Raw genomic sequence first — 25,228 nt, forward strand, 5'->3', positions numbered from 1 at the left:
CGCTTTATGACTGCTTCGCCAGCGTACTGGTCGCCGTTATCCTGTTGCTTGCACCGTCTTTCTTCCCCGACTGCAGTACGTACACACCGCTCATTATCAGCATCACCGCAAACAGATCTGTGGTAACCAGTGGTTCGCCTACCCAGAAGTAACCGATGGCCAGCGCTACCAGTGGCGGGATATAAGTTACGCCCGCCGCTTTAACCGCCCCTAACTGCGCCACGATAAAGTAATAGAGAATGTAGGCGACGCCGGTTCCGACCAGACCTAACCCCAGCACCATCCCCCACAGTGCCCGCGGACTGGCGATGATCGCGGTCATACCTGAGGTGTCTGTTGTCAGTAGCACCAGCACGGAACCGATACCGGTCTGATAGGTGCACAGTGCAACAGGCGAGAGTTGCAGAGGGGTAATGTACTTACGGGCGTAAACGAATGATGCACCCAGGCTGAGTGAGCCGAGAATCATATACAGCACGCCATGCAGATCAATCTCGACTCCCAGATGACTCCACGGTCTGGCAATCAGGATCACCCCGGCAAAACCGCAGAGCATGCCCACTACCGTGCGAACATTGATGGGCTCCTGACGCAGAAAAAGCATTGCCGTCAGGAAAGAAAACAACGGAATGGCACCACTTAACATCCCCGCCACACTCGACAGTAGTGCCACTGTCCCCTTGGCGAAGGCCAGGTAGTACAGCACCGTTGCCAGTAATGCCATGACCAGAAAGTGATAAGCATGACGCAGGTGTGCCCAGCGCAACTCGCGCCGGTAGAGCGCGTAAGCCAGTATCGGCACGAAACCAAACAGCACACGCAGCATGACGATCTGTGCCGGAGAGATAACCTCACCTGCCCATTTGGTGAAGATAAAGTTGGTGCCCCAGATCAGCCCCAGCAGGGCATAGGCGATGTAGGCAAGACGGTGCATAGCAGCCTCCGGATAAGGCGAGGAGTAATGCCGGCATTATGTTTTTCGCGGTGATCGCTCACAAATCATGCTTTGTGCACTATAGTGCAGAAAAACTATGCCATCGGTCGCGCTATGCATACCTCACTCCCCATAAAATCATTGCTCGTATTTGATGCAGTCATGCAGAGCAATAGTTTTTCTCTTGCTGCTGAACAGCTGTTCGTGACCCCGGGCGCGGTTGGTCAGCAGATTCGCAAGCTGGAGGAGTGGCTGGGCGTGACGCTGTTTCACCGGCAGGTTCGGCAGGTGGAAGCGACGCAGGAGGCCAAAGACTACTGGGAGAGGATACGGCCTGCACTGGCAGATATTCTCAGCGCCAGCCAGAGCCTTAAAGACAGCCAGAGCAATGCCGTGTGGATCTCAATGCCACCGGGCTTTGCGGCGAAATGGTTCTCCCGGCACATGGCTGATTTTGTCACCCGTTATCCTGACATCGAACTGCATATCAGCGCTTCCTCCCAGCTGGCGGATTTCAGCCGTGACCGGCTGGATCTGGCCATTCGCTGTTTTGACGGCCGTGATGACTCACTGCTGTCCCGCCTGCTCTTCGACGATAAGGCCAGTGCCTACTGCCACCCTGGTTATGCGCAAAGCAAGCACATAACCGAACCAGACCATATTCGCCATGCCACGCTACTGCACAATACCCTGCACCCATACTGGGCGTTATGGTTAACGCAGTTCACCTCACTGAATACGTCGCAGCAGCAGACGCTGTCAGGTATTCACTTTGATCAGACATTGCTGGCTATCGAAGCTGCTAAACAGGGGCAGGGGATCGTGCTCACCAGTCCGCTGCTGGTGGAAGAAGAGATTCGCGAAGGCCGGCTGGAGCCGCTTTTTACCACCCTCAGCCTGCCTCTGGATAAAGGCTTCTATGTGGTCCATCCACGACAGCGGACGTTGCGTCCGGCAGTGGCGGTGTTCAGAGACTGGTTACTGGAGCGGATGGCAGGTTAACGGCAACCCATTCTGCATTAGCAGAGCCCAGTGGCCCAGCCGGGAAGCTCCAGCACATGGTTAATGGTTCAGCGTTCTCAGCTAACACTGATACCGGATCAAACCGAAGTGGGACCTGCAGACGTCGGGCTGGGCCCCAATACGTATGCTCAAGGTGCGGTTGCAGGTCATCCTGCTGCTCGGCAGCGATGGGTGGTTTGGCCTGCTCATCGGTGCTGACGCAGACCAGAAGGCGGGCTGTGCGTGCCAGTGATGCCCGCGACTCACAGCCAACGCCGTGTTGCAGTCGATCAGTAAGCCCACGAATGGCGGCCGTGGCGAGCAGGTAACCGGTAGCGTGATCCAGCGCCTGCACCGGTAGCGGCTGAGGGCGATTTGCACCTGACAGGCGCATGCCTGCCTCGGCGATGCCGCTGCTCATCTGCACCAGACTGTCGAAACCCCGGCGTTTACTCCAGGGGCCTGTCCAGCCATAGGCATCCAGACAGATATCGACCAGCGCAGGATTAAGCTCACGTCGCTTGCTGGTGCCTAAACCCAGTTTTTCCAGCGCTTCGGGTCGATAGCCGTGGATCAGTACGTCAGCCTCAGCCAGCAGTTGCTCAAGCTGCTGACGATCGTCGGGCTTACGCAAATCCAGACGTGCGCAACGTTTACCCAGCGTCACCTCCGGCGCGGCGCTGACCTCATCCCAGCCTGGCGGATCAATACGCAGCACATCGGCACCGAAACCGGCCAGAAAGCGAGTGGCGACAGGACCGGCCAGAATGCGCGTCAGGTCCAGAACTTTGATTCCCGCCAGTGGACGACTGGGGTCAGCCATCTTGTCCGCCAGCGCTGAACGGGACGCCTGGGTATGAGCATGAGTATGCAGCGCCCGGTGCAGTAACGGTTCCTGCAGCACGGCGGTTCCCTGAGCGTGCATTGCCCAGTCATCGGTCGAACGCATCTGCGCCGCACATCCACCGGCCTGCACTATGGCGCTTTCCAGCTCGGCGCCGTACCAGCCAGCGACAGCAGCTGCCACGGTGTCGCGTTCGGCAGCGCAGCCCAGTACCTGCAAGGCGGCGTGGCGATGATGGGCAGCGTTGGTATGCAAACGTATCCAGCCATCCCTGCAGGGGTAATCACCAGCAATAGCATCCCAGGCAGGCGGCAGTTGCCATCCTTGCGGACGCAGCGAGGTGGCAAACCACAGAGAAGCCAGGCGCTGATCGATGTGTATCTGATGACGAACGTCAAAGCGGCGCTGGGTCCACTCCGCAACGGCAAGACCTGCGGCAGCGATGGAACCACTGGCCAGCTCGGTGACCGCGAAAGGGGAGGCCAGCTGACCTTTACCGATGAGTTGAACCTGATTAAGAAAGACGTGATCGCCGCCTGCTGCCAGCCACATGTTCCGCAGGAAAAAGTGAAAGGGAGTCGGCATGGGGCAGTCCTTCTGATGGCTTGTTGTTGCACCTGAATTGATAAAGCCTGTTGGGGTTTAGCGGCAACAGGACGATGGTAGTATTTGGCCGTCAAACAGGGCGAACTTGGACGAAAGGATGAGAGATTCAGACAGTGATGTCAGCGTTTTTCCCGTTTCCTGCGGGCTGATAACGCGCTGCGTGATGTGCTGGATATGGATTACACCTGTATCGGCTATCGAGAGCTGTTCCGTGACATGGGCACGGAAGACGGGCAGTTCGACCCGTATTATTACATCGATGCGGGCCCGGAAAAGTGTAGCTATTGCCTGAACTCAAAGCGTTTATTGCCCTGGCCCTGCACTCCGATGTTCAGGCGCCGAGATCTGCCAAACCTATGTGGTGGGGCGCTTCAGGCGACGGGCGCAGCAGCAATAGCAGCCTCCTGCTGGCAGCCAATACTGCATAAATAAGCACAGAACATATCCGCCATCGCATCAGCGTAAGTGATGATCTCCTCATCGGTACGGTGGCTCTCCGAGAAGTCTTTGGCGCTGGCACTCAGGGTGGATTTGATCAGCTCGGCGGCGATGGCTCGTACCCTGTCGGTGGTTTCGGGCAGGGCTTCCAGCATGAAGGTGCTGACGATGTTTTCCCCGGCGGCTCGGGCTTGCTGGGCTTCCGGCGCGTCACGGTAGAGCGGCGCTGCATCATTCAGGGCGACCCGCATTTCTGCTTCCTCACACTCTGAGCGGACAAACGCCTGTACCAGCGCCCGCAGACGCTGCAAGGGCGGTTGCCGTGTATCCTGCAGCAGGCTGCGCAGCAGTTCGCTGGTCTGCTGCCATTCATCGTGCTGCAGACGAAACAGGATGGCGGCCTTGTTGGGAAAATACTGATACAGCGAGCCGATACTGACACCCGCCCGTTCCGCTACCCGTGCCGTGGTAAATCGCTGGGCACCTTCCTTCTGCAAAACCTGAATAGCGGCTTCGAGCATGGTGGCCACCAGCTCGTTGGAGCGGGCCTGTTTAGGCTGTTTACGTGAGGAAATCTGCGGGCTGTGGCGTGGGGGCATAGTAGGGGCGGCCAATGCGAATACTAAAATGTGAGCAATCAGTCGTATTCTAGTCAGGCACCGCGGCGCGCTCAAATCCCTGTTTGGAGCATGATAATGACGACCCTCACTACATCCCCTGTTGCAGCTCTGCTGACACGCCTGTTTCGTCAGGCCGAGGCCAGCGCCGCTGAGCTTGAGCACCTTGTCGCTGCCATTCCTGAAGCGGAGCAGGCGCGGCTGATACAGAGCAAAACCGAATATCGTGACCTTTATGGCCAGCTCAGGGATTTCCCTCTGGCGGTATCACCCGAAACCGGGCAGCTGCTGTACATGCTGGCACGTAGCAGCAATGCCCGCAGCATTGTCGAGTTTGGCACTTCCTTTGCCATTTCCACCCTGCATCTGGCTGCCGCCCTGCGTGACAACGGTGGCGGCAGGCTGATTACCTGCGAGTTTGAACCTTCCAAGGTCGAACAGGCGCGGCGCAATCTGCAGGAAGGAGGCGTGCTGGATCTGGTGGACATTCGCGAAGGTGATGCCCTGCACACCCTGCGTCACGATCTGCCTGAACAGATCGACCTGTTATTGCTGGACGGCGCCAAGGGGCTGTATCCCGACATTCTCGCCATGCTGGAAAGCCGGCTACGCCCCGGTGCGCTGATCATCGCCGACAATGCCGATTACAGCCCTGACTATCTGGCACGGGTGCGCAATGTCACCGCGGGCTACCTGTCGGTGCCCTTTGCCGATGATGTCGAGCTGTCGATGCGTATTGGCTGATCGGATGGGGCAGCCATTGGCGTTCGGCAATGGCCGCCTGGTCACGCGATGGTGAACAGGTTCTGAACGTTAGTACCCGCCGTTCACCATCCGCCGCAGTGCCAGCGGATTCGCTTGCTGCAGAGCCTCGGGCAGAGCGGCATCAGGGATATCCTGATAACACACCGGCCGCAGGAAACGTTTGATCGCCGCTGAACCTACCGAGGTGGTTCGGCTGTCAGAGGTCGCCGGGAATGGCCCGCCGTGCACCATGGCATGGCAGACCTCGACGCCGGTAGGGTAGCCGTTAGCCAGAATACGACCGGCCTTGAGTTCGAGAATATCCAGCAAGGCCGACAGCAAGGTGCTATCTGCACCCTGTTGCAGTTGCAGGGTAGCCGTCAGTTGCCCTTCAAGATGCTCAGCAATCCTGAGCATTTCCGCTTCATCCCGGCATCTGATCAGCAACGAGCTGGAGCCGAATACTTCCATCCCCAGTGCATCCGGCTCAGCCAGAAAGGCTGCCGCTGTGGTACTGAACAGTGCCGCCTGACACTGGTTAGGCCCTGTTGCTTCAAGACCACGGGCAAGGGTCTCGATCTGAGGCTGTGCCGCCAGTGTACTGACACCTTCGCTGTAAGCCCGGCAGATACCGGGGGTCAGCATGATGGCGGGCGTACTGCTGGCCAGCGCCTGCTGGGCACCGTCGATAAAGCGCTGTAAGCCGTCGCCTTCGATGGCTACCACCAGCCCGGGATTGGTGCAGAACTGCCCGGCGCCCATCAGCAGAGAACCTGCGAAACCCTGAGCCAGACTATCGGCGCGTTGCTGTAACGCAGTCGGGAGCAGGAATACCGGGTTGATACTGCTCATCTCTGCATAAACGGGGATGGGCTCTCTGCGGCTCGCAGCCACCTGCATTAGCGCAGTGCCCCCTGCGCGGGAGCCGGTAAAGCCAACGGCCTTGATGACAGGGTGGGCAACCAGCGCTGTGCCGACCTCCTGACCTGAACCGTACAGCAGGGAGAACACCCCCTCATGGAGATCACAAAGGCGGACCGCCTGACGGATCCCATGAGCGACCAGCTCTGCTGTTCCGGGGTGAGCGGAGTGTGCTTTGACCACCACCGGTGCACCGGCTGCCAGTGCAGAAGCGGTATCGCCACCTGCGACGGAAAATGCCAGTGGAAAGTTACTGGCACCGAACACGGCGACCGGCCCAAGCGGCACCTGACGCTGACGCAAATCGGCGCGAGGCAGCGGTGTGCGCTCCGGCAGTGCCGGATCGATACGGACATCCAGCCAGTCACCCGCGCGCACCACCTCAGCGAACAGGCGCAACTGCCCGACGGTACGGCCCCGTTCGCCTTCAAGGCGGGCGCGGGGCAAACCAGTCTCAGCCATGGCACGAACAATCAGCTCATCCCCCAGTGCCAGAATCTGTTCTGCCATCTGCTCAAGAAAAGCAGCACGCTGGTGCAGGCTGGTCTTTCGATAGCTGGTAAAGGCTTGTGCAGCCAGCTGGCAGGCGTGATCGACATCGGCACTGTTACCACCCCCGTAGGCGGGCTGCAGTATTTCGTCCGTGGCCGGGTTGATGGCATGGATGGCAGCCCGCTGCCCGGCTACCCGCCGGGCACCGATAAACATGGCTCCGGTCAGGGTAGGTTGAGCTGATGATGGTGTCGTCATGGTGAAATTCCTCCGGCAATAGGCAGCAGATCAGGGGGGAGCGCCAGTGGCGCTCCAGACATGTTCAGTTGAGGTGTGCACGTATGTGTTTGGCTATTCAGCCCGATGAGGTTCGGTCAGATCAGGTGATGTCAGCTGGCGACAGTCGATACCAGTGGCAGGCATTGCGCCAGAGAATGTCGTCCCGCGCCTTTGGGGCCGTCAGGGCAATAGCCTCCTCAATCATTGTCAGCCAGTCGGCATAGCTGACCTGTATACCCGCCACCGGGAAATTGCTGGCATACAGGCAACGCCGTGGCCCGAACAGGCGGATGGCGTCACACAACAGCTGCAGGTTCTGTTGTCTGTCCCACGCTTGCAGCGGCGTACCCAGCTCCGACAGCTTGATGCAAACGTTCGGATTGGCGGCCAGCGCGGTCAGCCCGGCGCGCCACTGCTCAAGGCCCGCCGGGCTGCGGTCCCACGGCAAGCCGGTGTGATTGAGGATCACCCTGAGATCAGGGTAGCCCTGCAGGGCCTGAGCGGCTTCCTGCAGATGCCAGGCGGGCACCCGTAAATCCCAGCTCAGGCCGCGCTCCTGCAACAGCTTTAACCCTGACAGCCAGTGAGCATCCTGCAGGCTGCCCGGCCGGTTCAGCACACTTTCCCTGTGCTGGGGGCGGCTGGCTGTAATGGGCTTGGCCCGTACTCCGCGAAACAGCGGCGACTCGCACTGGGCATCAAGCACCGCAGCACAATGCTCCTGGCCAAAAGGTGCCCAGCCGACATGCGCGCTGGGTAAGCCCTGCTGCGCGGCCAGCCCGGTGATCCAACGGGTTTCTGCCAGTGTCTGCGCACGTTCCACCTCTGCCTCACAGTGCACGGTGCCGATCAGGCGGTAGCCAGCGGGAACAGTGGCACGCAGCTCATCAGGCAGCACCGGGCGACAGATACGGCGGTAGTCACCAAGAAAGAAATGCGGATCATACTGGTCGCTCAGCCAGGGATAGTGGATGTCTGCCAGCGCCCAGAAATGATGGTGGCAGTCGATCAGAGGTTGCTCGCCAGAATGGCTGATCGCAGACAAGGTCATAGACGTTGATTCCCCGGGTGATGGACGAGAAGCGCTCAGGACAGCCGCAGCAGGCACGACACATCGGGCTCTGCCAGGGTATCGAAGAAGCGCACGAACTGGCCGCTGTGCAGATCAAGAATGCCGATCTGATCTCCCTTGAATGAGACAAAAGCCAGCTCACCATTGGGGTGGAAACTGATGGCGATGGGGCGGTGCGGCAAGGTAATGGTGCCGAGGCTGTTGAGCTGCTCATCAAACACCGACAGTGAGCTTTCACCGTAGTTGGTTGTCAGCAGGCGGCCGGTCGGATCGCGATATACCCGGTTCGGGTCTTCACCTGTGCTGGCTGTACCGACAATCTGCAGGCTCTCGGTGTCGATGGCGACCAGCGTATTGTCCAGACGGTTGGTAACAAACAGCCGTGTCTCATCCGCGGACAGGCAGTTGCCTTCAGGCTTGCGGCCGGGGTACATGGGAACGGGGGCAAACACCGGATCATGGGGTTTGATCCTGGTGACGGTATTGCTCAGCAGGTTGATGCCGTAAGCGGTTTCGCCATCACGGCTGAGGGCGAACAGATGGGTCTTGTAACCACCCGAAGGCACTGCCCGGTCGGCAGCCACGGCATTACGTGGCTGATCAAATATCAGCAGGGTGGAATGCCCTTCGCTCATGGCATACAGGCGATCCTGCTGATCCATGGCCAGCCCGTGAATCCGGTAAAACGGCCAGGTGCTCAAGGTATGAACATGTTCACCCTTGTGCAGATCAATAACGAAGACTGAACAGCCGCCCTGATCACCGACGCAATCAGCGCCGAGAATGCCGTAATGGCCGACGTAGGCAAATTCCTGTTTGCTGTCGACGACAAACTCGTGGGGATAGTTGGGCAGACGAATATGCTTCAGCGCCTTGCCGCTCTGCACGTCATAAAGACTGACGGTATGGGCACATTTCTGATTGAGCAGCAGAACATCGGTAGCCATTGTGATGACCTCGGTAAAAGGCCCGGTACTTCATGTGCCGGGCGGTTAATTGGACAGGCAGAAACCGTTCAGAATGAGTTGACGATCTCTGCTTTTATCAGCCTTTCTCGGCGTTCAGCACGGCATTCAGCATGTCGTCGCCGTTATCCTTGATGTAGCTGTCCCAGGTAGGTTTGACGATGGCCTGGAAGGGCGCGGTATCAATGTGCTCTTCTACCTCAAGGCCAGCACTGCGCAGATCCTTGATGATCTGCTGCTCCTGCTGCTGGTTCAGTTCACGCTGATACTGACCGGCCTCCTGAGCGGACTGGACGATGGCCTGCTGGTAGGCCGGACTGAGCGATTTAAACTTGTCCTGATTCATCACCATGATCAGCGCGGTGTAAGCCTGATTGGTCAGCGACAGGTATTTCTGCACTTCGTAGAACTTGGTTGACCAGACGATGCCGATGGGGTGGTCCTGAGCATCCACAGCGCCGGTTTCCAGCGCGGTATAAAGCTCGCCAATGGGCATGGGGATCGGGTTGGCGCCCAGTAATGAGAAGGCCTGAATCAGCGACTTGTTGGAGTTGGTGCGCATTTTCAGACCTTTGACATCATCCGGCGTACGGATCGGATGCTTGGAGTTGGTCATGGCGCGGAAGCCGACTTCCCAGTAAGCCAGCCCTTTCAGGCCGCTGTTGTCGAGCAGGGTCAGGGCATCCTGCCCGACCTTGCCGTCCAGTACCTTATAGGCCTGATTGCGGTCGCCGAAGATATAGGGCAAATCAAACACCGCCAGCTTGGGGGCCAGCCCGGCAAAGTTGGGGTTGCCGGACAGTTCCATGTCGATGGTTCCGGCTCGCACCCCGGAAATCATCGCCTGATCATTGCCCAGTACCCCGTTACCAAAAATCTTTACTTCCACTTCTCCCTGAGTGCGCTCCTTCACCAGATCGGCAAACTTTTCTGCCGCTTTCTGCTGGGTATCTGTCACCGGCGCTGCATGGGCCAGTTTCAGCACGGTGGCGGCCTGGGCGCTGACGCCCATGCCGAGGCCAATGGCCAGCGCCAGACTGCTGAACGTCAGGGTGCGCAGGGCAGAGTGCTGCTGTTTCATAGTGATAGTCCTTTCTGGTTGTACTTGTTTTGGCAAAGGAGGTGAGGCCATCAGCCGTGGTTGGGTCAGTGACCTCGGTTTAGTCATCGTGAACGGTTTGGCTGTCGTGCAGCTTCAATGGGCCAGCCATTTGGCGGGCACGGTCACCAGCTCCGGCACGATGACGAAGAGCAGCAGAATGCCGACGTAGGCCAGCAGGAAGGGGGCGACACCGCGCACCGCCTCCTCAAACCGGATACGACCGACACCGCAGATAACGTTGAGCACATTGCCCACCGGCGGGGTAATCAGACCGATGGAGCAGTTCAGTACCATCATGATGCCGAAGTACACCGGGTCGATGCCGGCCAGCTTCACCAGCGGCATGAGGATGGGCGTCAGTACCAGAATGGTGGGGGTCAGATCCATCACCATGCCGACCAGCAGCACCACGCCCATGATCGCCAGCATCAACAGACGCGGGCTGTCTGTCAGCGGACCGAGCACATCGGCGACCATCATCGGCAGCTGTGCCACGCTGATCAGCCAGGAGGCGACCATGGCCGAGGCCACCAGAAACATCACCACGGCGGTATTGCGTGCCGCTTTGGTCAGCACCTCGAACATCTGTCTGGCGCTCAGCTCGCGATAGACCAGCGTTGAAATCAGGATGGCGTAGACCGCTGCGACTACGGCCGCTTCAGTAGGGGTGAAAATGCCGGTCTTGATACCACCGATAATCACTACCGGCAGCAGCAAGGCCCAGACGCTGTCTTTCAGGGCATTGATACGCTGACGCTTGCTGGCTTTTGGCGCGACGGCGATGTCTTCCCGGCGGGTCAGCATCGACCAGATAAACACCAGGGTGATGCCCATCAGCAGACCCGGAACGATGCCGGCGAGGAACAGCTTGGTGATAGAGATCCCCCCGGCGACGCCGATGATGATCAGCGGAATGGAGGGCGGAATGATCGGCGCAATAATGCCCCCTGCCGCCAGCAGACCGGCAGAGCGTCCGACCGGGTAGTTGGCCTCGCGCATCATTGGCAGCAGGATACTGGCCAGTGCCGCGGCATCAGCGACGGCAGAGCCTGACAGACTGGCCATGACGATGGCGGCGAAGATGGCGACAAAGCCCAGCCCGCCTTTTCTGTGACCAACAAACATCATCGCCAGATTGACGATACGTTTAGACAGCCCTCCCTGAGCCATCACCTCACCGGCTACCAGAAAGAAGGGGATGGCCAGCAGGGTAAAGCTGTCGGCACCGTCCACCAGGTTCTGCGCCAGAATCTGGGTGTTGAACAGGTCAAGGTGCAGCATCAGCACCACCGCGCTGACCAGCAGGGCAAAGGCGATAGGCAGGCCAAGGCCGATGGAACCCAGCAGTGAGCCTAAAAACAGGGCGATAGTCATGGGTGTACCTCCCGGCAGCGTGCCTGGGTAAGCAGGGATTCAGGCAACAACTGACCTATCAGACGGCACAACAGCTGCAGGCTCATCAGAACCCCTGCCACCAGACCGGCCAGATAGAACACGCCAATAGGGATTTCGCTGATGGGCGACAGGTTGCTCCAGTTCAGCACGGTCTGCTTGTAGGCACCGATCATCAGCATCAGGGCACATCCCAGCATCATCAGCAGGGCGGCGATACGCACCAGTTTCTTCAGCGTTGCTGGCAGCATGTCGACCAGCGTGCCAACCTCCAGATGTTCATTCTTTTGCAGTGCAACGACGGCACCAAGAAAGGTCAGCCAGACGAAGAGGTAGCGTGACAGCTCGACCGTGATGGAAATGCCACTGTTGAAGCCGTAGCGCAGGACGACATTGATGAAGACCAGAACGATCATCACCGTCAGACCGGCTGCCATCAGCAGGTTCAGGAATTGTTCCAGGCGTAACGCCAGACGAGCGAAATACAGCATGGTAGCTCCACACATCTTATCCGGGGGCGATGGCTGCCAGCGGCCGCCATCGCCGGTTCATCATTGCTGACGGGAACTGGCCAGCGCCTGCTCAAAGGCGCTGACCACGGCCGGGTCCAGCCGCTCGGTATAGCGTTTGGTCAGGGGCTGCAGAGCATCGCGCATGCGCTGACGTTCGCTGGCCGGGACGTCGTTGACGGTCATGGTTTGCTGGAGTTCATCCAGTAGCTTGCTGTTCAGTTCACGGCTGGTCTGGCGCTCATAGACCGTCGCTTCATCGGCCGCTTCATGAATGGCCTGCCGCTGGGCATCGGTCAGCTGCTTCATGAAGTTGTCGGAAGCCAGCAGTACCAGCGCGTCATAAGCATGGGCGGTCTTCGACAGGTATTTCTGCACATCGCTGAAATGCTGGGCATAGATCACCGTGTAGGGGTTTTCCTGACCATCCACGGCCCCGGTTTCCAGCGCGGTGAACAGCTCATTGACCGGCATGGGGACGGCGTTGGCTTTCAGATCATTGAACAGATCGATGTAGAGGTTGTTCTGCATGGTGCGGACTTTCAGCCCCTGCAAGTCTTCCAGCGTATTGATCGGGCGCCGGGAGTTGGTGATATGGCGGAAGCCGTTTTCCCAGAAATCCAGCGCATCCAGCTGTTTCGCCTTGAGGCTGTCGAGCAGCATCTTGCCTGCGGGGCCATCCAGTACCTTGTCAGCCTGCTGCTCGGAATCAAACTGGAACGGCAGGCTGACGATACTGAAGTTGTCGTTGAGGCTGGCCAGTGTCGCGGTGGAGGGGACGGTGAACTCCAGCGTGCCCGCCTGCGCCATGGAGGTCATGCTGACGTCGTTACCGAGCATGGCATTGGGGAACACCTGAATGGTGATTTCGCCATGGGTCTTTTCTTTCACCAGCTCGGCAAATTTCTTCGCCCCCAGTGTCTGTGGATGGGTTTCCGGCAGACTGGTGCCGAGCTTGGCAGTCAGTGCCAGTGCGCCGTGGCTGGCCATCAGCAGACTGCCTGCCAGCATCAGTGGAGCGAATCGGGGCAGGTGCCTGCGCTTGACCGCCGCTTGCGGGTAGCCGGTGTGCAGTGGTGAGGTAAGGCTCATGTGGCTGTCCTTTTAATTGTTAATGTTGTCAGAAGGCACATTCAGGGTTGGGTAAGGGTTTGGCATCAGGGGCTAGGCCGGTTAGCCCGGTGCAGCCGTTGCATCAGGCAGGCGTACCCGGTAGAGCCTGAGGGCATTGGTGCAGAACAGCGCCAGCCGCTCGGCAGCAGGCAGATCAGCAGTGGCCTGCTTGAAGTGACCAAACAGCTCATCCAGTGAGGTAACCAGACCGTCGACCGGAAAGTTGCTGGCAAACAGGCAGCGCTCGGCACCAAATAACTCAATGGTCTGGCGGATCAGCCATTGATTGTCTTCCAGTCGCCAGGGTTGCTGAGGCAGCCCCAACCCGGAAATCTTCACACTGACCTGCGGGAACGCCGCCAGCTGGCTCATGGCCTGCTGCCAGCCAGTCAGGGTGGCCGGTGAGCGGTCGCCGGGCACGCCGGTATGGTTGATGACCAGCGTGACACCGGGGTAGCGCTGCAGTAACGGCACGGCATCAGGCAGATGCCACCAGGGGCATTGCAGCTCACAGAGCAGGTTGAATTCCTGCAGCAGGGCATAACCCCGCTGCCAGCGTTCGCACTGCATGGAGCCGGGCAGCCGGTGATCTGGCCGGTAGTCCTGCTGCGCCAGAGTACGGGGTTTGTGACGTACTCCACGCACCAGCGGGAAGGCTGCCAGCCCGGCCAGTTGCTCGGCGCAGTCGTCACGATCCAGCCAGGCCTGCCCGATCATCGCCAGTGGCCAGCCGCTGCGCTGATGCAGTTCGCTGATCCAGCGTGCTTCACCGAGCGGGTCGGTCGGGTCCCATTCCGCCTCCATGTAGATGCTGCCGACAACCCGATGTTGCCCCTGTTGCCGCTGATAATCGGCAGGCAGATAGGGCTGACAGAGGGCGGAGTAGTCACCGTAGCGAAAGGCAATACGCGGCAGATCGCACAGCCACGGATGGTAGTTGTGCAGCGGATCCCAGAAGTGCATGTGCGCGTCAACGATGGGCAGGTCCGCATCATCTTCACTGTGCAGAAAACGCTGCTGCAGTTCAGACAGTGCCTGCTGGCTGATCGAAGCCATGCTTGGTAACGACGCCAGGCTGGTTGGTAGCACGGCACTGAGGCTTTGGCTCATGACGGTTCTCCAGGTGCGGAAGAAGCAGAACAGGTGTCAGACTGCTATTGGCCAGCGGTCTGCTTGGCTTGCTCGATGGCATCCAGCCACTGACTGCCGTACTTCTCCACGAACCAGTCACGTACTGGCTTTTCCACCACCTTGCGCATGCTGTCGCGGTCAGGATCGCTGACCACTTCCATGCCCTGTTCCTGCAGGAAGGCCAGATCCTTGCTTTCGTTTTTGGCGTTCAGGTCACGCTGGAATGCGGCGGCTTTTAGCGCCTCATCCATAACGATGTCCTGATAGTCTTTTGGCAGGCTGTCGAATTTGGCCTTGTTCATGATCACCGGCGCGGCGGTGTAGGCATGTGCCGTCAGCGACAGGTATTTCTGCACCTCATAGAGCTTGGCGGAGCGGATCAGGGTGACAGGGTTTTCCTGGCCATCGACCGTACCGGTTTCGAGCGAGGTAAACAGCTCGGCGAAGGGCATGGGCACGGGGTTGGCGCCCAGCGCCGTAAAGGCTTTGAGATGTGCCGGGTTCGGTGTGGTGCGCAGCTTCAGGCCCTTGATGTCGGCGGCCGTGTGTACGGCGTGGCGGGAGTTGGTCAGGTTACGGAAGCCGACCTCCCAGAACGCCAGCCCCTTGATGCCCTTGGCATCAAACATATCCAGCAGCTGCCGTCCGGTGGTGCTGTCCAGCACCTTGTGAGCCTGTCCGGCGTTGTCGAACAGGAAGGGCAGGTCCAGTACGCCGAGCTCCCCGACCATCCCGCTGAAATATGGGTTGCCCGACAGCTCGATGTCGATGGTGCCTGCCTGCACACCGGAAATCATGGCCTGATCACTGCCCAGCTGGCCATTGGGGAAAATGCGCACCTTCACCTCGCCGTGAGTGCGTTCCTCCACCTGCCTGGCAAAGTGTTCAGCGGCAAGATGTTCCGAGTCTTCCGTCGGGTGCGGGTGAGCGAATTTCAGCACCCAGTCGGCCATGGCGGCGGGGCTGTTGAATGCCAGTACGCCCAGCGTCAGGGTACTGAGGGTAAGCGTGCGAAGTGTGGAGCGTGTTTTCATTATTGTGATCCTGTATTCGCTTGCGTAGAGGCCAGACGTGCACTTGCAGGGTGCGCGTCCCGCCTCAAAGAGCATGTCTCCGTCAGAGCATTTCGACACCGACGACATTGCCAGCCTGCTCAGCCTGCTGCAGGGGGTTGCGCAGCGGGCGACCAAAACTGGGCAGTTCAATCTCGAAACGATCACCCTGCTGCGTCCTGATGCCATCGGCAAAGCTCAGCGTGGCAGTGCCGAAGAAGTGCACATGAACATCGCCGGGCCGACAGAACTGGCGGTACTTGAAGTGGTGGTGCTCCAGATTGGCCAGCGAGTGGGCCATATTGTCTTCGCCGGTGAGGAAGGGCTTGCGCCAGATGACCTCGCCGTTGCGGACAATACGGCTTTCACCCTGCAGATGACGCGGTGCCTCACCCAGCCATAACTCCGGGCCGAAACTGCAGGCACGTAGTTTGGAGTGCGCCAGCCACAGGTAGTTGCCCCGTTCGGTAACGTGGTCGGAAAACTCGTTACCCACGGCGAAGCCGATGCGGTAAGGGGAGCCGTTGTCACCGATGACGTAGAGGCCCACCAGCTCGGGTTCTTCACCCGCATCCAGCGCAAAGCCGGGGCTGGGCAGAGGGTGCTCAGGGGCGATAACGATGTCGCCGTCGCCCTTGTAGAACCATTCAGGCTGAGCGCCAATCTGTCCGGCAGCGGGCTTGCCGCCTTCCACGCCCAGCTTGAACATCTTCATGGAATCGCTCAGCTCGGCATCGTCCTTGTCCAGCCTGGCATGCATGGCGTCACGGGTATCCGCACTGCCCAGATGGGTCAGGCCGGTGCCGCTGACCAGACAGTGCGCGGCATCGGGGTGCGTCAGCGGTGGCAACAGCAGGCGCAGGTCGAGCAGCTGGTGGTAGTCCAGCAGTTCATGGCTGAGATGACGGCGGATCATGTCCTGCAGGCTGATACCTTCGGCAATGGCGGCACGGGCCAGCGCATAGGTCCCCCCGTCAAACTCCACCAGCCGAACCTGAATGGCGCTTTCCACCACCGCCGCGCGCAGACCACGGCTGTGCTTGAGTTGAATCAGGCGCATTGCGGGCTCCTTACTCGATGATGTTGAACTGGTCGAGGTACTTGTCGGACAGGGTCAGGCCCAGACCGGGCAGGTGTTCGTCCAGATCGATAAAGCCATTAACGGGTTCGGGGTCGCCTTCAAAGATGTAGTAGAACAGCTCGTTACCGACTTCGACGTCGTGTACCGGGAAGTATTCGGACATCGGCGAGGCCAGGGTCGACATGGTCAGATGGTAGTTATGCATCTGCCCGGCGTGGGGGATAACCGGCACGCTGTAGGCTTCGGCGAGGGCGTTGATCTTGTGGGCAGCGGTGATGCCGCCGACGCGGTTGGTGTCGTACTGGATGACGGAGACTGCGCCCTTGTCCAGCAACTGCCGGAAACCGTAGGAGGTGAATTCGTGTTCGCCGCCGGAAATGGGGATGCTGGTCAGCTTGTTCAGTTCGGCATAGCCGTCAATGTCATCGGCGATGACCGGCTCTTCCAGCCAGCGGGGTTCGAATTTTTCCAGCTTGGGCAGCATGCGTTTGGCGTACTCAAGGTTCCAGCCCATGTAGCATTCGAGCATCAGATCCACATCGTCACCGATCACTTCACGTACCGCTGCGACGCTGTCGAGGTTTTTGCGCATGCCGACCGGGCCGTCTTTGGGACCATAACCAAAGCGCATTTTTACCGCCTTGAAGCCCTGATCCATATAACGCTGGGCTTCGCGCTGCATTTCATCCAGATCAGTGCGGTACAGTTTGGAGGCATAGCAGGGGATTTTTTCTTTGGTGCGCCCACCCAGCAGCTTGAACACCGGGCGGCCAGTGGCCTTGCCCATGATGTCCCAGAGGGCAATATCAATCGCGGAGATAGCGGCCATGGCCACGCCTTTGCGGCCCCATGCGAGCGTTGAGCGGTACATGCGCTGCCACAGGTATTCGTAGTCGAACGGGTCCTGATTGAGCACCAGCGGGGTGAGGTACTGATCAATGATGGCCTTGGCGATGCGTGGCGCCAGCGCGACGTTGCCGATGCCGACCACGCCTTCGTCTGTCTCTACTTCCACCACCGTCCAGCCGTGGAAACGGAAGGTGCCCATGGAATCACCACGGTCCCAGAGCTGATCCATGGCGTTGGAGCAGAAGTGTGCCTGTGGCGGAACGGTCTTACCTTTCCATTCAAATACGCGGGCACGCACTTGGGTGATTTTCATCTTGGCTTTCTCCAGAAATCGTTATTTTTGTTGCTGTGTCTTCACAAGGCTGGCTGTCGGCACATCGGGCTGGCTGCTATCAGCCGCTAGTCTGGGCGCGGTAACTGGCACCCATGCGGCAGGCAATGGCAAAAGCATTTTCCATGGCCTGCACACTGGCCTTGTTGCTACCGGCAATGTCATAGGCGGTGCCGTGGGCCGGGGTGGTAATGGGGACCGGCAGGCCGCCCTGCACGGTGACGCCTTTCTCAAAACCGAGCAGCTTGATGGCGATCTGACCTTGGTCGTGGTACATGGTGACGATGGCGTCGTACTGGCCATCCCGGGCTTTGAGGAAAATCGTGTCAGCCGGGAACGGGCCGCTGATAGGCAAGCCTTCGTCGTTCAGGGCTTTGACGGCCGGGGCGATGATGTCGATTTCCTCGCGGCCGCAGACGCCGCCGTCACCGCCATGGGGGTTGAAGGCCGCGACGGCCACCCGTGGCTGCGCCACACCGGCGGCGGCCAGTGACTGATAAATCAGGCGGGTGGCCTGTTTGATACGTTCAACGCTCAGATAGCTGGCAACATCTTTCAGCGGTACATGAGAGGAAATCCGTGACGTCCACAGACCCCCCAGGGTGTTGAACTCACAGAAGAAGCCATCAACCCTGAGGTAGTCGGCGAAATAGTGCAGTTCATCCTCGAAGGGCATACCGGCCTGCTTCATGGCGTGTTTGTTGAGCGGGGCAAAACAGATTGCGTCGATATGGCGCTGGCTGACGGCAGCCAGGCACATATCCAGCACTTTTAGCACCGATGCACCGCCGGAAGCGGCAGCAACACCTACCTGTACATCTTCGGGCTTGACGCTGTCGACAGCGACAATCAGCGGACGGTCGCTGTCCAGTGCCCGCACCTGTTGCAGGCTTTCGATGGCCAGCGTTTCCACCTTCACACCTGCAGTGTGCTGTCCGGCTTCCCACACCCAGGGGTCACCGACCAGAACGATATTGGCCTGTTGCAGGGTAGAGGGCTTGCTCAGCAGCTTGGCGATCAGTTCAGGGCCAATGCCTGCAGGATCACCCAGCGTCAGGGCAACGGTCGGGCGCAAATTACTCATTGGGTTACTCCAGTGGTGGGGTAGAGCATGTTGACCAGGGTCATGGGGATCGCCGGGACATAGGTCACCAGCATCAGCACGATAAACAGCACGCCAATCATCGGCAGGTTTACCCGGGTGGTTTTCCACATATCGGTACGGGCGATGGAGCAGGACGTAGCCAGCACTGACGCCACCGGTGGCGTTTGCTGTCCGATAGCCAGATTGAGGGTCAGAATCAGACCGAAATGGATGGGGTCGATGCCGATCTGCTGGATCAGCGGCAGCACGATGGGCACCACCAGAATGATGGCGGCCGCGCCGTGCAGGAACATGCCCAGCACCAGCAACAACACGTTCAGCAATGCCAGCACCAGTACCGGATCGGTGGTGATGGAGGTAATTTCCCGCGCCAGTTGCTGCGGCAGCTGCATCTCGGTGAGGAAGGAGCCAAGAATCGCGGAGGTGGCGACCAGCAACATGACCACGGCAGTCTGCACTACGCCGTCAATCACGGCGCGATACAGCACCTGCAAATCCATTTCGCGATAGACCAGACCCCCGATCACCAGCGCTGCCAGTACTGCAACACCAGCACCTTCGGTGGCGGTGACGATGCCGCCAAAGATGCCACCGAGAATGATCACCGGTAGCAGCAGCGCCCAGAATGCCTCGCGGAAGGCTTTGCCCAGCCGGGTAAGGGAGAAGGCTTCCTCACGGGGCAGGTTGTATTTGACAGCGAAGTAGTAGCAGGCGGCTGCCAGCCCGATACCACCGAGAATGCCCGGCACCACGCCTGCAACGAACAGCTTGACCACCGAGGTATCGGCAATCGCGCCATACAGGATCATCGACAGCGACGGCGGGATGATGATGGCCAGTGACGCTGAAGCGGAAGTGATAGCGGCGGCAAACTCGGGGTTGTAGTTACGCCGTTTCATTTCCGGAATCAGAATCGAACCGGTGGCGGCTACATCGGCCACGGCAGAGCCTGAAATTTCGGCAAAAAACATCGAGACGCCGACATTCACCATGGCCAGACCACCGCGCACAAAGCCCACCATGGCCGAGACCAGATTGATCAGTCGTTTCGACAGGCCGGTGGTGTTCATCAGTGCGCCAGCCAGAATAAACAGTGGGATGGCAATCAGCGGGAAGCTGGTAGCACCGCTGTACAGGGTCAGCGGGATGTTGACCAGCGCATCCCAGCCCTGAGTCAGCCAGGTGCCGGCGATGGCCACCACGCCGATGGCGACGGCAATGGGGACGTTGATCAGCACCAGAACAAAGATTGCAGCAATAACCAGAAGCAGAGTCATGGACGTACCTCCCGGGCCTGATGCTGGGCCAGACCTTCTTCCGCCAGACGGATGGCCTCCTCGATGGCTTCATGTTCACTGTCGACGCCCTGACGCATCTTGCGCCAGGCATCCGGCATGCTCAGCAGCTCGCAGAGGATGAACAGACCGGCACTGACGGGTATCACCGACTGGGTAAAGCTCAGGCTGATCCACGGCAGGGAGACCAGATTGTCCCAGGCCAGTACGTCGAGCACGTCGTAGCCAAATTTGGCGATGACTGCAAAGAAGCCGATGACGATCAGTTCCGACAGGATGAACAGCACCGAGCGCAGTGGCCCCGGTGCTTTGCTGACAATGCCGGGAAAGCCCATGTGGGCGCGCTTCAGGGCCGCCAGACTGGCACCGTAGAAGCTCAGCCAGGCCAGCCCGATAGAGGCAACTTCGTCATACCAGGTGAAAGAGCTGCCCAGCATGCGCAGCAGTACCGCTGACAGCACGATGACGGTCAGCCCCAGCAGCAGGGCGACAGTGAAGCCTTCCAGCAGGTATTCAAACCCCTTGCGCAGTATCTTCAGCGGCGACATGGCGACTCCGTGACGGCAGGAAGACGGAGAGGTGATGAGCGATGCCATGATCACTCACCTGCCAGCGCCATGGCGCGGTCAACCAGCTGCTGTCCGCCCTCGACCTTTTCGGCAAATTTGGCGTACACCGGTTTGCTTGCGGCAATAAAGGCCTGACGGTCCACCTGATTAATCTGGGTGCCTGCCTGAGTCATGTTGTCCAGCAGCGACTTGTCGAGGCTTTCACCCTTGGCGAAGGACCAGCTTTGTGTCTCGGCTGCCACTTCCCTGATCGCGTTCTGTACCTCTGTTGGCAGCTTGTTCCAGCCATTTTCACTGGCTGTCAGCCAGATGGGGGAATAGACGTGATTGGAGATCGACAGGTATTTCTGCACTTCCTGCAGCTTGGCACCGTTGATATTGCTCAGCGGGTTTTCCTGACCATCAACTACGCCGGTCTGCAAGGCGACAAACAGTTCGGAAAACGCCATGGGCGTCGGATTGGCTCCCCAGGTGGAGAACATCAGGGTGCGCCATTCGCTCTGTGGGGTGCGAATTTTCAGCCCTTGCAGGTCTGCGGGGGTGTTGATCGGGCGGCTGTTGTTGGTGATCTGACGGAAGCCGTTTTCCCATGTAGAGACAATGTGCAGACCCTTCTTGCTGGCATCAGCAGCCAGATCCTTCATCACAATTTCGTCATCGATACGTTTCAGGTGCTGGCGATCCTTGACCAGAAAAGGCATGTCAAACAGCGCAAATTCAGGCGCAACGGAGGACATGATGGAGGAGATGGCGGCCAGATCGACGGTCCCCAGGCGCAGCTTCTGGATCAGCTGACGCTCGTCGCCCAGCTGACCGCTGTCGTAGTACTCAACCTTGATCTTGTCACCCAGTCTGGCTTGCAGCTTGTTGGTGAATTCCTGTGCGGTCTGCCCTTGCAGGCTGTTGGGAGTGCCGCCAATGGCGAACACGATTTTTTCTGCGGCGTGGCTGGCGATGCTGCCTAGAGAGAACAGCAGGGCGGTAGTGGTGGCGAGTTTCTTCAGCATTGTCTCATCCTTATTTTTGTTGTGTTTCGAGGTGGAGTGGCGGTGTCGTCGTGATGCTTCACCGTCCTTTTGATGCTGTACTGCTATCGGCCTTTCTTCTTTTTCTGGTCGACTGGTATGTGAACCAGACCAGTTGTTTGAAGGTTAGTGGACAGGGGTTTTATCGTCAAGGAAAAAAATGCCGGATTTTTAGGTGCCGGGATGCGATGCGCTATTGCGTGTCAGAGAGCCAGCAGGAGATGCGCTGGCGATGGGTGTACGACTGGCAGGATGGCAGGATGGCAGGATAAATAGCGTGCCGGGAGAGATGGCTGAATACAAAGAGGGGAGGCGGGATTACTCCGCCTCATCCATGGCTTCTACAGTCGTGATATAGACACTGTGCAGGTGATTGAGCATGGCTTTCTCGGCCTGATCAGGATCCTTGGCTTTGAGGGCATCGTAAATCATCACGTGCTCATGGTAGCTGCGCTCAATGGAGCCTTCCTTGACCATGACCGCCCGGCGAAAGTTGAGGCCGTAGGCATACAGTTCTTCTGAGTAGGCCAGCAGAATATCGTTACGCGAATACTCGGCAATCAGCTTGTGAAAGCGCTTGTCGGAGAGCTGGAAGTACACTGGCTGGCTAAACAGCTCCTTCTGCTGGTTGAGCAACACCTGCATTTCCTTAAGCCCGGCCGCGTCAATATAGAGCGCTGCCTTGCGAGCGATAGCCGCCTCCACCACCTTGCGGCTGTCGAATACGGTCTCGATGTCATAGTTATTAATTTCCAGATTACCAAGCTCAGGAATCAGCTCACTGCAGCGTTGCAGTAACCGCTCATCACGCTTGACCCGGGTTTTGGCACCGTGGGAGACCTGGATCAGCCCGTAGGCGGCAATCAGGCCAAGGGCTCCCCGCACGGTTTCCCGGCTGACCCCGAACAGGGTGCCCAGCTCACGTTCGCTGGGGAGCTCATCCCCGTCCCGCAGCAGACCGGTGAAGATCATTTCCAGCAGTTTGCCTGCAAGCACTTCCTTCTTGGTCTTATTTTTAAGCGCCTGTTCAAAGGCGAAAAGCTGAGTCGTCATCATATTTATCTCGTATGGAGTCCGTACCAGTATACCAATCCGTTTTAATAAATCACGACAGGTCACAATACTGAGGAGAATAGGCAGGAAACAGAAAGTACGCCAATCAGGTCACTGTATGGCTGATCGTCTGGCTGGCTGATTGAGGTCGGAGGGCGCCCAGCGTATCGAGTGAATAAGTGGCTGAAACCAGCAGGTGGTTGCGGGAATACGCTAATGTCCGGCCAGACCCATGGCGCGCTCGATCAGGGCATCACCGCCTTTTACCTGTCGGGCAAACTGGGCATAGACCGGCCTGCTGGCTGCGATAAAGGTGATGCGGTCAACGGTGTTGATCTGTACACCTGACTTTCCAAGACTCTCAAGCAGTGAGCGATCCAGCCTTTCCCCTTCGGCCAAAGACCAGTGCTGTGCATCTTGCGCCACTTCTGTGATCGCCGTCTGCACCGCAGCGGGGAGCTGCTGCCAGCCGCTGTCACTGGCGGTCAGCCAGATGGGGTAATAGACGTGGTTGGAAATGGACAGGAATTTCTGCACGTCTTGCAGCCTGGCGCCGTTGATATTGCTGAGTGGATTCTCTTCGCCGTCGACTTCGCCCGTCTGCAGTGCGACGAACAGGTGGGAGAAAGGCATCGGTACCGGCCGGGCGCCCCAGGTGGTAAACATCAGGCTGCGCCACTCGCTTTGCGGTGTGCGGATACGCAGACCTTTCAGGTCATCCGGGCTGTGGATGGGGCGACTGTTATTGCTGATCTGCCGGAAACCATTCTCCCAGGTCGAGATGATATGCAGACCATGGCGGCTGGCTGCGGCGGCCAGGTCCGTCATGACGATGGCATCGTCGATGCGCTGCAGGTGCTGACGGTCCCTGACCAGAAAAGGCATGTCGAACAGGGCAAATTCCGGCACTTTGGCAGACATGATGGAGGAAATGGTGGCCAGCTGGATCTGGCCGTCACGCAGCTTATCGAGCAGATCCTGTTCGTCGCCGAGCTTCCCGTCGCTGTAATACTCGACCTGATACTGGTCGCCCAGTCTGGCCTGCAGCTGCTCGCTGAAGCGTCGGGCAGTCTGCCCCTGCAGACTGTCAGCCGTGCCGCCGTTGGCGAAGATGATCTTTTCCACGGCCTGACTGACAGGGCTGCACAGTGACAGCAGCAGCGTCATACCGGTGATGAGGTGCTTCAGCATTATCTCACTCCTCATTAACAAGCCGCTGGGGCATCGTCACCAGAAAGCGGGTGAGAGGATTCGACTTACAAGTTTAGAACCCTGTTCTGGCGATGGCTGTCTGATTGCCGCCATTAATCACCCGTTTGCTGCCGATCTGCGGCCAAAGAGGGGCATAAAAAAGCCGCCCTTAAAGGGCGGCAACTGAATGAGCCAGTCACACCGGAGTGATGGTGACCGGCCAGGCGCAAGAGAGGGAAATCAATCAGGCATAGAAGGCCGGTTTGGCGGGGATATCGATGGGCACGATGCGTTTTTCATGCTTGGCCTGCACGCAGGCATCGGAGGTCAGTGACACCACATACCCATCCCATGCGTTCGGGCCTTCTACCACCCCGCGTTGGGTCGCACTGATCCACTCCTGAAACTCGGTATCAAACGCCTGGGTAAAGCGCAGTTTCCAGTCCTGCAGGATGGGCGTCGCGGTCACCGCGTTGCTACGGGTAGTGACTGAGGCCGGCTCGGGCAGGTAAGCGATACCTTTCTCATTGACCACCTGACAGGAGATGTCATAACCGTACTGGCAGTTGATGAAAACTTCTGTGGAGATACGTACGCCCGCCCGGGTTTCCAGCAGGATGATGTGCGGGTCCTGCAGGTCGCGGGCAACCAGACTGCTGCTTCTTGGCAGGATGACCTGAGCCGAGATGTACTCGTCCTGCAGCATCCAGCGCAGGATATCGATTTCATGTACGAAGGAGTCTGTAATCGCCATGTCATCGGTGAAGAACGGGAAGGCCGGATTGCGATGTGCACAGTTAATGATCAGCGGTGCGCCAAGGTTGCCGCTGTCGACCACCTCTTTCAGCGCCCGATAACCCTGATCGTAGCGACGCATGAAGCCGACCTGCACAAGTTTTTTTCCGTGTGCCATTTCAGCTTCAACAATCCGGCGGCAGCCTTCCGCGGTGGTGGCCAGTGGCTTTTCGCAGAACACCGGTTTGCCCGCAGCAATGGCAGCCAGCACGTATTCTTCATGGGTTGGCCCCCAGGACGTCACGATCACGGCATCTACATCAGCATCGGCAATGACCTGCTGGCCGGTGCTGTGCACGCGGGCGTTGACGTTGGTAATGCTGGCCGCCTGCTGTGCCTGCGCTGCATCGACATCGGTGACCGCAACGATCGTGGCGCCACTGAGTTTATTGGTGATGCGATTGATGTGTTCTTTACCGATGGCACCTGTGCCAATAACGCCGATCTTCAAAGTCATAGTAGGGCCTTTCTCATTTCTGGCTGTTCCAGCCTTGGTTTTGTCTTTGTTGATGATGAGCGAGGCCAGTCAGATGGCCGCTGCCGTCAGGAACTCATTCAGTGTGGCGCAGGGTCAGCACACGCAGGTCTGATCCGGGTGAGTTGAATGTGAGCACCTTCCCGGGTGGATGCAGATGTCGTCATTAATGATGTAAAAATATCATTGATGTTTTTGTTTCATCATGCTGGCCACCTCATTACACTGCTCAGCCAGCCATCCTTT

23 protein-coding genes are annotated in these 25,228 nt (G+C 58.7%); 2 read left to right on the forward strand and 21 right to left on the reverse strand.

Annotated features, from left to right (window positions below; translation table 11 throughout):
- Positions 1 to 4: 4 nt before the first annotated feature.
- On the reverse strand, positions 5 to 934 hold the full coding sequence (locus QCD60_RS22670) for a DMT family transporter (RefSeq protein WP_279788698.1): 930 nt from the start codon (positions 932 to 934) through the stop codon (positions 5 to 7).
- Positions 935 to 1,048: 114 nt separating this feature from the next.
- Here QCD60_RS22670 and QCD60_RS22675 point away from each other — a divergent pair, with 114 nt between their 5' ends.
- Positions 1,049 to 1,936 carry a LysR substrate-binding domain-containing protein gene (locus QCD60_RS22675; protein ID WP_279788701.1) on the forward strand — a complete coding sequence of 296 codons (888 nt, stop codon included), beginning with the start codon at positions 1,049 to 1,051 and terminating at the stop codon, positions 1,934 to 1,936.
- Here the strand turns inward: QCD60_RS22675 and QCD60_RS22680 are convergent.
- A complete protein-coding gene (locus QCD60_RS22680) occupies positions 1,902 to 3,365 on the reverse strand; it encodes a CoA transferase (protein WP_279788705.1) in 1,464 nt (487 codons plus the stop codon). The two genes, QCD60_RS22675 and QCD60_RS22680, sit on opposite strands and share 35 nt — an antisense overlap.
- A 392-nt stretch (positions 3,366 to 3,757) precedes the next feature.
- Positions 3,758 to 4,423, reverse strand: a complete 666-nt coding sequence (locus QCD60_RS22685) for a TetR family transcriptional regulator (RefSeq protein WP_279788709.1) — start codon at positions 4,421 to 4,423, stop codon at positions 3,758 to 3,760.
- Between the two features lie 96 nt (positions 4,424 to 4,519).
- Here QCD60_RS22685 and QCD60_RS22690 point away from each other — a divergent pair, with 96 nt between their 5' ends.
- A complete protein-coding gene (locus QCD60_RS22690; RefSeq protein WP_279788712.1) occupies positions 4,520 to 5,185 on the forward strand; it encodes an O-methyltransferase in 666 nt (221 codons plus the stop codon).
- Between the two features lie 69 nt (positions 5,186 to 5,254).
- Here QCD60_RS22690 and QCD60_RS22695 read toward each other — a convergent pair whose 3' ends face one another.
- From QCD60_RS22695 to QCD60_RS22780, 18 genes are all read right to left on the reverse strand, one after another.
- A complete protein-coding gene (locus QCD60_RS22695) occupies positions 5,255 to 6,856 on the reverse strand; it encodes an aldehyde dehydrogenase (NADP(+)) (protein WP_279788713.1) in 1,602 nt (533 codons plus the stop codon).
- Between the two features lie 121 nt (positions 6,857 to 6,977).
- Entirely contained in the window at positions 6,978 to 7,928 is a 951-nt protein-coding gene (locus tag QCD60_RS22700) for an amidohydrolase family protein (protein WP_279788714.1), read from the reverse strand.
- A gap of 35 nt (positions 7,929 to 7,963) precedes the next feature.
- The gene (locus QCD60_RS22705) at positions 7,964 to 8,896 is read right to left on the reverse strand and encodes a YncE family protein (RefSeq protein WP_279788715.1); all 933 of its coding nucleotides are present in this window, start codon (positions 8,894 to 8,896) and stop codon (positions 7,964 to 7,966) included.
- A 97-nt stretch (positions 8,897 to 8,993) separates the two neighbouring features.
- Positions 8,994 to 9,995 carry a TRAP transporter substrate-binding protein gene (locus tag QCD60_RS22710; RefSeq protein ID WP_279788716.1) on the reverse strand — a complete coding sequence of 334 codons (1,002 nt, stop codon included), beginning with the start codon at positions 9,993 to 9,995 and terminating at the stop codon, positions 8,994 to 8,996.
- Between the two features lie 114 nt (positions 9,996 to 10,109).
- Positions 10,110 to 11,390, reverse strand: a complete 1,281-nt coding sequence (locus tag QCD60_RS22715; protein WP_279788717.1) for a TRAP transporter large permease subunit — start codon at positions 11,388 to 11,390, stop codon at positions 10,110 to 10,112.
- Complete coding sequence (locus QCD60_RS22720; protein ID WP_279788718.1) at positions 11,387 to 11,899, reverse strand: TRAP transporter small permease; 513 nt, start codon at positions 11,897 to 11,899, stop codon at positions 11,387 to 11,389. Before QCD60_RS22720 ends, QCD60_RS22715 begins: the two co-directional genes overlap by 4 nt.
- Before the next feature lie 60 nt (positions 11,900 to 11,959).
- On the reverse strand, positions 11,960 to 13,009 hold the full coding sequence (locus tag QCD60_RS22725; protein ID WP_279788719.1) for a TRAP transporter substrate-binding protein: 1,050 nt from the start codon (positions 13,007 to 13,009) through the stop codon (positions 11,960 to 11,962).
- An 81-nt stretch (positions 13,010 to 13,090) separates the two neighbouring features.
- Entirely contained in the window at positions 13,091 to 14,140 is a 1,050-nt protein-coding gene (locus QCD60_RS22730; protein WP_279788720.1) for an amidohydrolase family protein, read from the reverse strand.
- Positions 14,141 to 14,184: 44 nt separating this feature from the next.
- Complete coding sequence (locus tag QCD60_RS22735) at positions 14,185 to 15,195, reverse strand: TRAP transporter substrate-binding protein (RefSeq protein ID WP_279788721.1); 1,011 nt, start codon at positions 15,193 to 15,195, stop codon at positions 14,185 to 14,187.
- A gap of 82 nt (positions 15,196 to 15,277) precedes the next feature.
- On the reverse strand, positions 15,278 to 16,273 hold the full coding sequence (gene araD1, locus QCD60_RS22740; RefSeq protein WP_279788723.1) for an AraD1 family protein: 996 nt from the start codon (positions 16,271 to 16,273) through the stop codon (positions 15,278 to 15,280).
- Between the two features lie 10 nt (positions 16,274 to 16,283).
- Entirely contained in the window at positions 16,284 to 17,456 is a 1,173-nt protein-coding gene (locus QCD60_RS22745) for an L-rhamnonate dehydratase (RefSeq protein WP_279788725.1), read from the reverse strand.
- Between the two features lie 79 nt (positions 17,457 to 17,535).
- Positions 17,536 to 18,558 (reverse strand): 4-hydroxythreonine-4-phosphate dehydrogenase PdxA, encoded by a 1,023-nt coding sequence (locus QCD60_RS22750; RefSeq protein WP_279788728.1) that lies wholly within the window; start codon positions 18,556 to 18,558, stop codon positions 17,536 to 17,538.
- Entirely contained in the window at positions 18,555 to 19,856 is a 1,302-nt protein-coding gene (locus QCD60_RS22755; protein WP_279788730.1) for a TRAP transporter large permease, read from the reverse strand. Before QCD60_RS22755 ends, QCD60_RS22750 begins: the two co-directional genes overlap by 4 nt.
- A complete protein-coding gene (locus QCD60_RS22760; protein WP_279788732.1) occupies positions 19,853 to 20,470 on the reverse strand; it encodes a TRAP transporter small permease in 618 nt (205 codons plus the stop codon). Before QCD60_RS22760 ends, QCD60_RS22755 begins: the two co-directional genes overlap by 4 nt.
- A 2-nt stretch (positions 20,471 to 20,472) precedes the next feature.
- Positions 20,473 to 21,450, reverse strand: a complete 978-nt coding sequence (locus tag QCD60_RS22765; RefSeq protein WP_279788734.1) for a TRAP transporter substrate-binding protein — start codon at positions 21,448 to 21,450, stop codon at positions 20,473 to 20,475.
- Positions 21,451 to 21,786: 336 nt separating this feature from the next.
- Positions 21,787 to 22,524, reverse strand: a complete 738-nt coding sequence (locus QCD60_RS22770; RefSeq protein WP_279788735.1) for an FCD domain-containing protein — start codon at positions 22,522 to 22,524, stop codon at positions 21,787 to 21,789.
- A 210-nt stretch (positions 22,525 to 22,734) separates the two neighbouring features.
- Positions 22,735 to 23,712 carry a TRAP transporter substrate-binding protein gene (locus QCD60_RS22775; RefSeq protein ID WP_279788737.1) on the reverse strand — a complete coding sequence of 326 codons (978 nt, stop codon included), beginning with the start codon at positions 23,710 to 23,712 and terminating at the stop codon, positions 22,735 to 22,737.
- A 244-nt stretch (positions 23,713 to 23,956) separates the two neighbouring features.
- A complete protein-coding gene (locus QCD60_RS22780; protein ID WP_279788739.1) occupies positions 23,957 to 24,964 on the reverse strand; it encodes a Gfo/Idh/MocA family oxidoreductase in 1,008 nt (335 codons plus the stop codon).
- Positions 24,965 to 25,228 lie beyond the last annotated feature (264 nt).

Source organism: Pokkaliibacter sp. MBI-7 (genome assembly GCF_029846635.1).
Taxonomy (GTDB): Bacteria; Pseudomonadota; Gammaproteobacteria; order Pseudomonadales; family Balneatricaceae; genus Pokkaliibacter.

Bases quoted from the DNA above. Each gene is read 5' to 3' on its own strand.
- QCD60_RS22760 (WP_279788732.1), bottom strand. From the start codon at position 20,470: ATGGCATCGCTCATCACCTCTCCGTCTTCCTGCCGTCACGGAGTCGCC.
- QCD60_RS22755 (WP_279788730.1), bottom strand. From the start codon at position 19,856: ATGACTCTGCTTCTGGTTATTGCTGCAATCTTTGTTCTGGTGCTGATC.
- QCD60_RS22705 (WP_279788715.1), bottom strand. From the start codon at position 8,896: ATGGCTACCGATGTTCTGCTGCTCAATCAGAAATGTGCCCATACCGTC.
- QCD60_RS22675 (WP_279788701.1), top strand. From the start codon at position 1,049: ATGCATACCTCACTCCCCATAAAATCATTGCTCGTATTTGATGCAGTC.
- QCD60_RS22670 (WP_279788698.1), bottom strand. From the start codon at position 934: ATGCACCGTCTTGCCTACATCGCCTATGCCCTGCTGGGGCTGATCTGG.
- araD1 (WP_279788723.1), bottom strand. From the start codon at position 16,273: ATGCGCCTGATTCAACTCAAGCACAGCCGTGGTCTGCGCGCGGCGGTG.
- QCD60_RS22750 (WP_279788728.1), bottom strand. From the start codon at position 18,558: ATGAGTAATTTGCGCCCGACCGTTGCCCTGACGCTGGGTGATCCTGCA.
- QCD60_RS22715 (WP_279788717.1), bottom strand. From the start codon at position 11,390: ATGACTATCGCCCTGTTTTTAGGCTCACTGCTGGGTTCCATCGGCCTT.
- QCD60_RS22725 (WP_279788719.1), bottom strand. From the start codon at position 13,009: ATGAGCCTTACCTCACCACTGCACACCGGCTACCCGCAAGCGGCGGTC.
- QCD60_RS22680 (WP_279788705.1), bottom strand. From the start codon at position 3,365: ATGCCGACTCCCTTTCACTTTTTCCTGCGGAACATGTGGCTGGCAGCA.
- QCD60_RS22685 (WP_279788709.1), bottom strand. From the start codon at position 4,423: ATGCCCCCACGCCACAGCCCGCAGATTTCCTCACGTAAACAGCCTAAA.
- QCD60_RS22775 (WP_279788737.1), bottom strand. From the start codon at position 23,712: ATGCTGAAGCACCTCATCACCGGTATGACGCTGCTGCTGTCACTGTGC.
- QCD60_RS22780 (WP_279788739.1), bottom strand. From the start codon at position 24,964: ATGACTTTGAAGATCGGCGTTATTGGCACAGGTGCCATCGGTAAAGAA.
- QCD60_RS22695 (WP_279788713.1), bottom strand. From the start codon at position 6,856: ATGACGACACCATCATCAGCTCAACCTACCCTGACCGGAGCCATGTTT.
- QCD60_RS22770 (WP_279788735.1), bottom strand. From the start codon at position 22,524: ATGATGACGACTCAGCTTTTCGCCTTTGAACAGGCGCTTAAAAATAAG.
- QCD60_RS22700 (WP_279788714.1), bottom strand. From the start codon at position 7,928: ATGACCTTGTCTGCGATCAGCCATTCTGGCGAGCAACCTCTGATCGAC.
- QCD60_RS22690 (WP_279788712.1), top strand. From the start codon at position 4,520: ATGACGACCCTCACTACATCCCCTGTTGCAGCTCTGCTGACACGCCTG.
- QCD60_RS22735 (WP_279788721.1), bottom strand. From the start codon at position 15,195: ATGAAAACACGCTCCACACTTCGCACGCTTACCCTCAGTACCCTGACG.
- QCD60_RS22710 (WP_279788716.1), bottom strand. From the start codon at position 9,995: ATGAAACAGCAGCACTCTGCCCTGCGCACCCTGACGTTCAGCAGTCTG.
- QCD60_RS22720 (WP_279788718.1), bottom strand. From the start codon at position 11,899: ATGCTGTATTTCGCTCGTCTGGCGTTACGCCTGGAACAATTCCTGAAC.
- QCD60_RS22765 (WP_279788734.1), bottom strand. From the start codon at position 21,450: ATGCTGAAGAAACTCGCCACCACTACCGCCCTGCTGTTCTCTCTAGGC.
- QCD60_RS22745 (WP_279788725.1), bottom strand. From the start codon at position 17,456: ATGAAAATCACCCAAGTGCGTGCCCGCGTATTTGAATGGAAAGGTAAG.
- QCD60_RS22730 (WP_279788720.1), bottom strand. From the start codon at position 14,140: ATGAGCCAAAGCCTCAGTGCCGTGCTACCAACCAGCCTGGCGTCGTTA.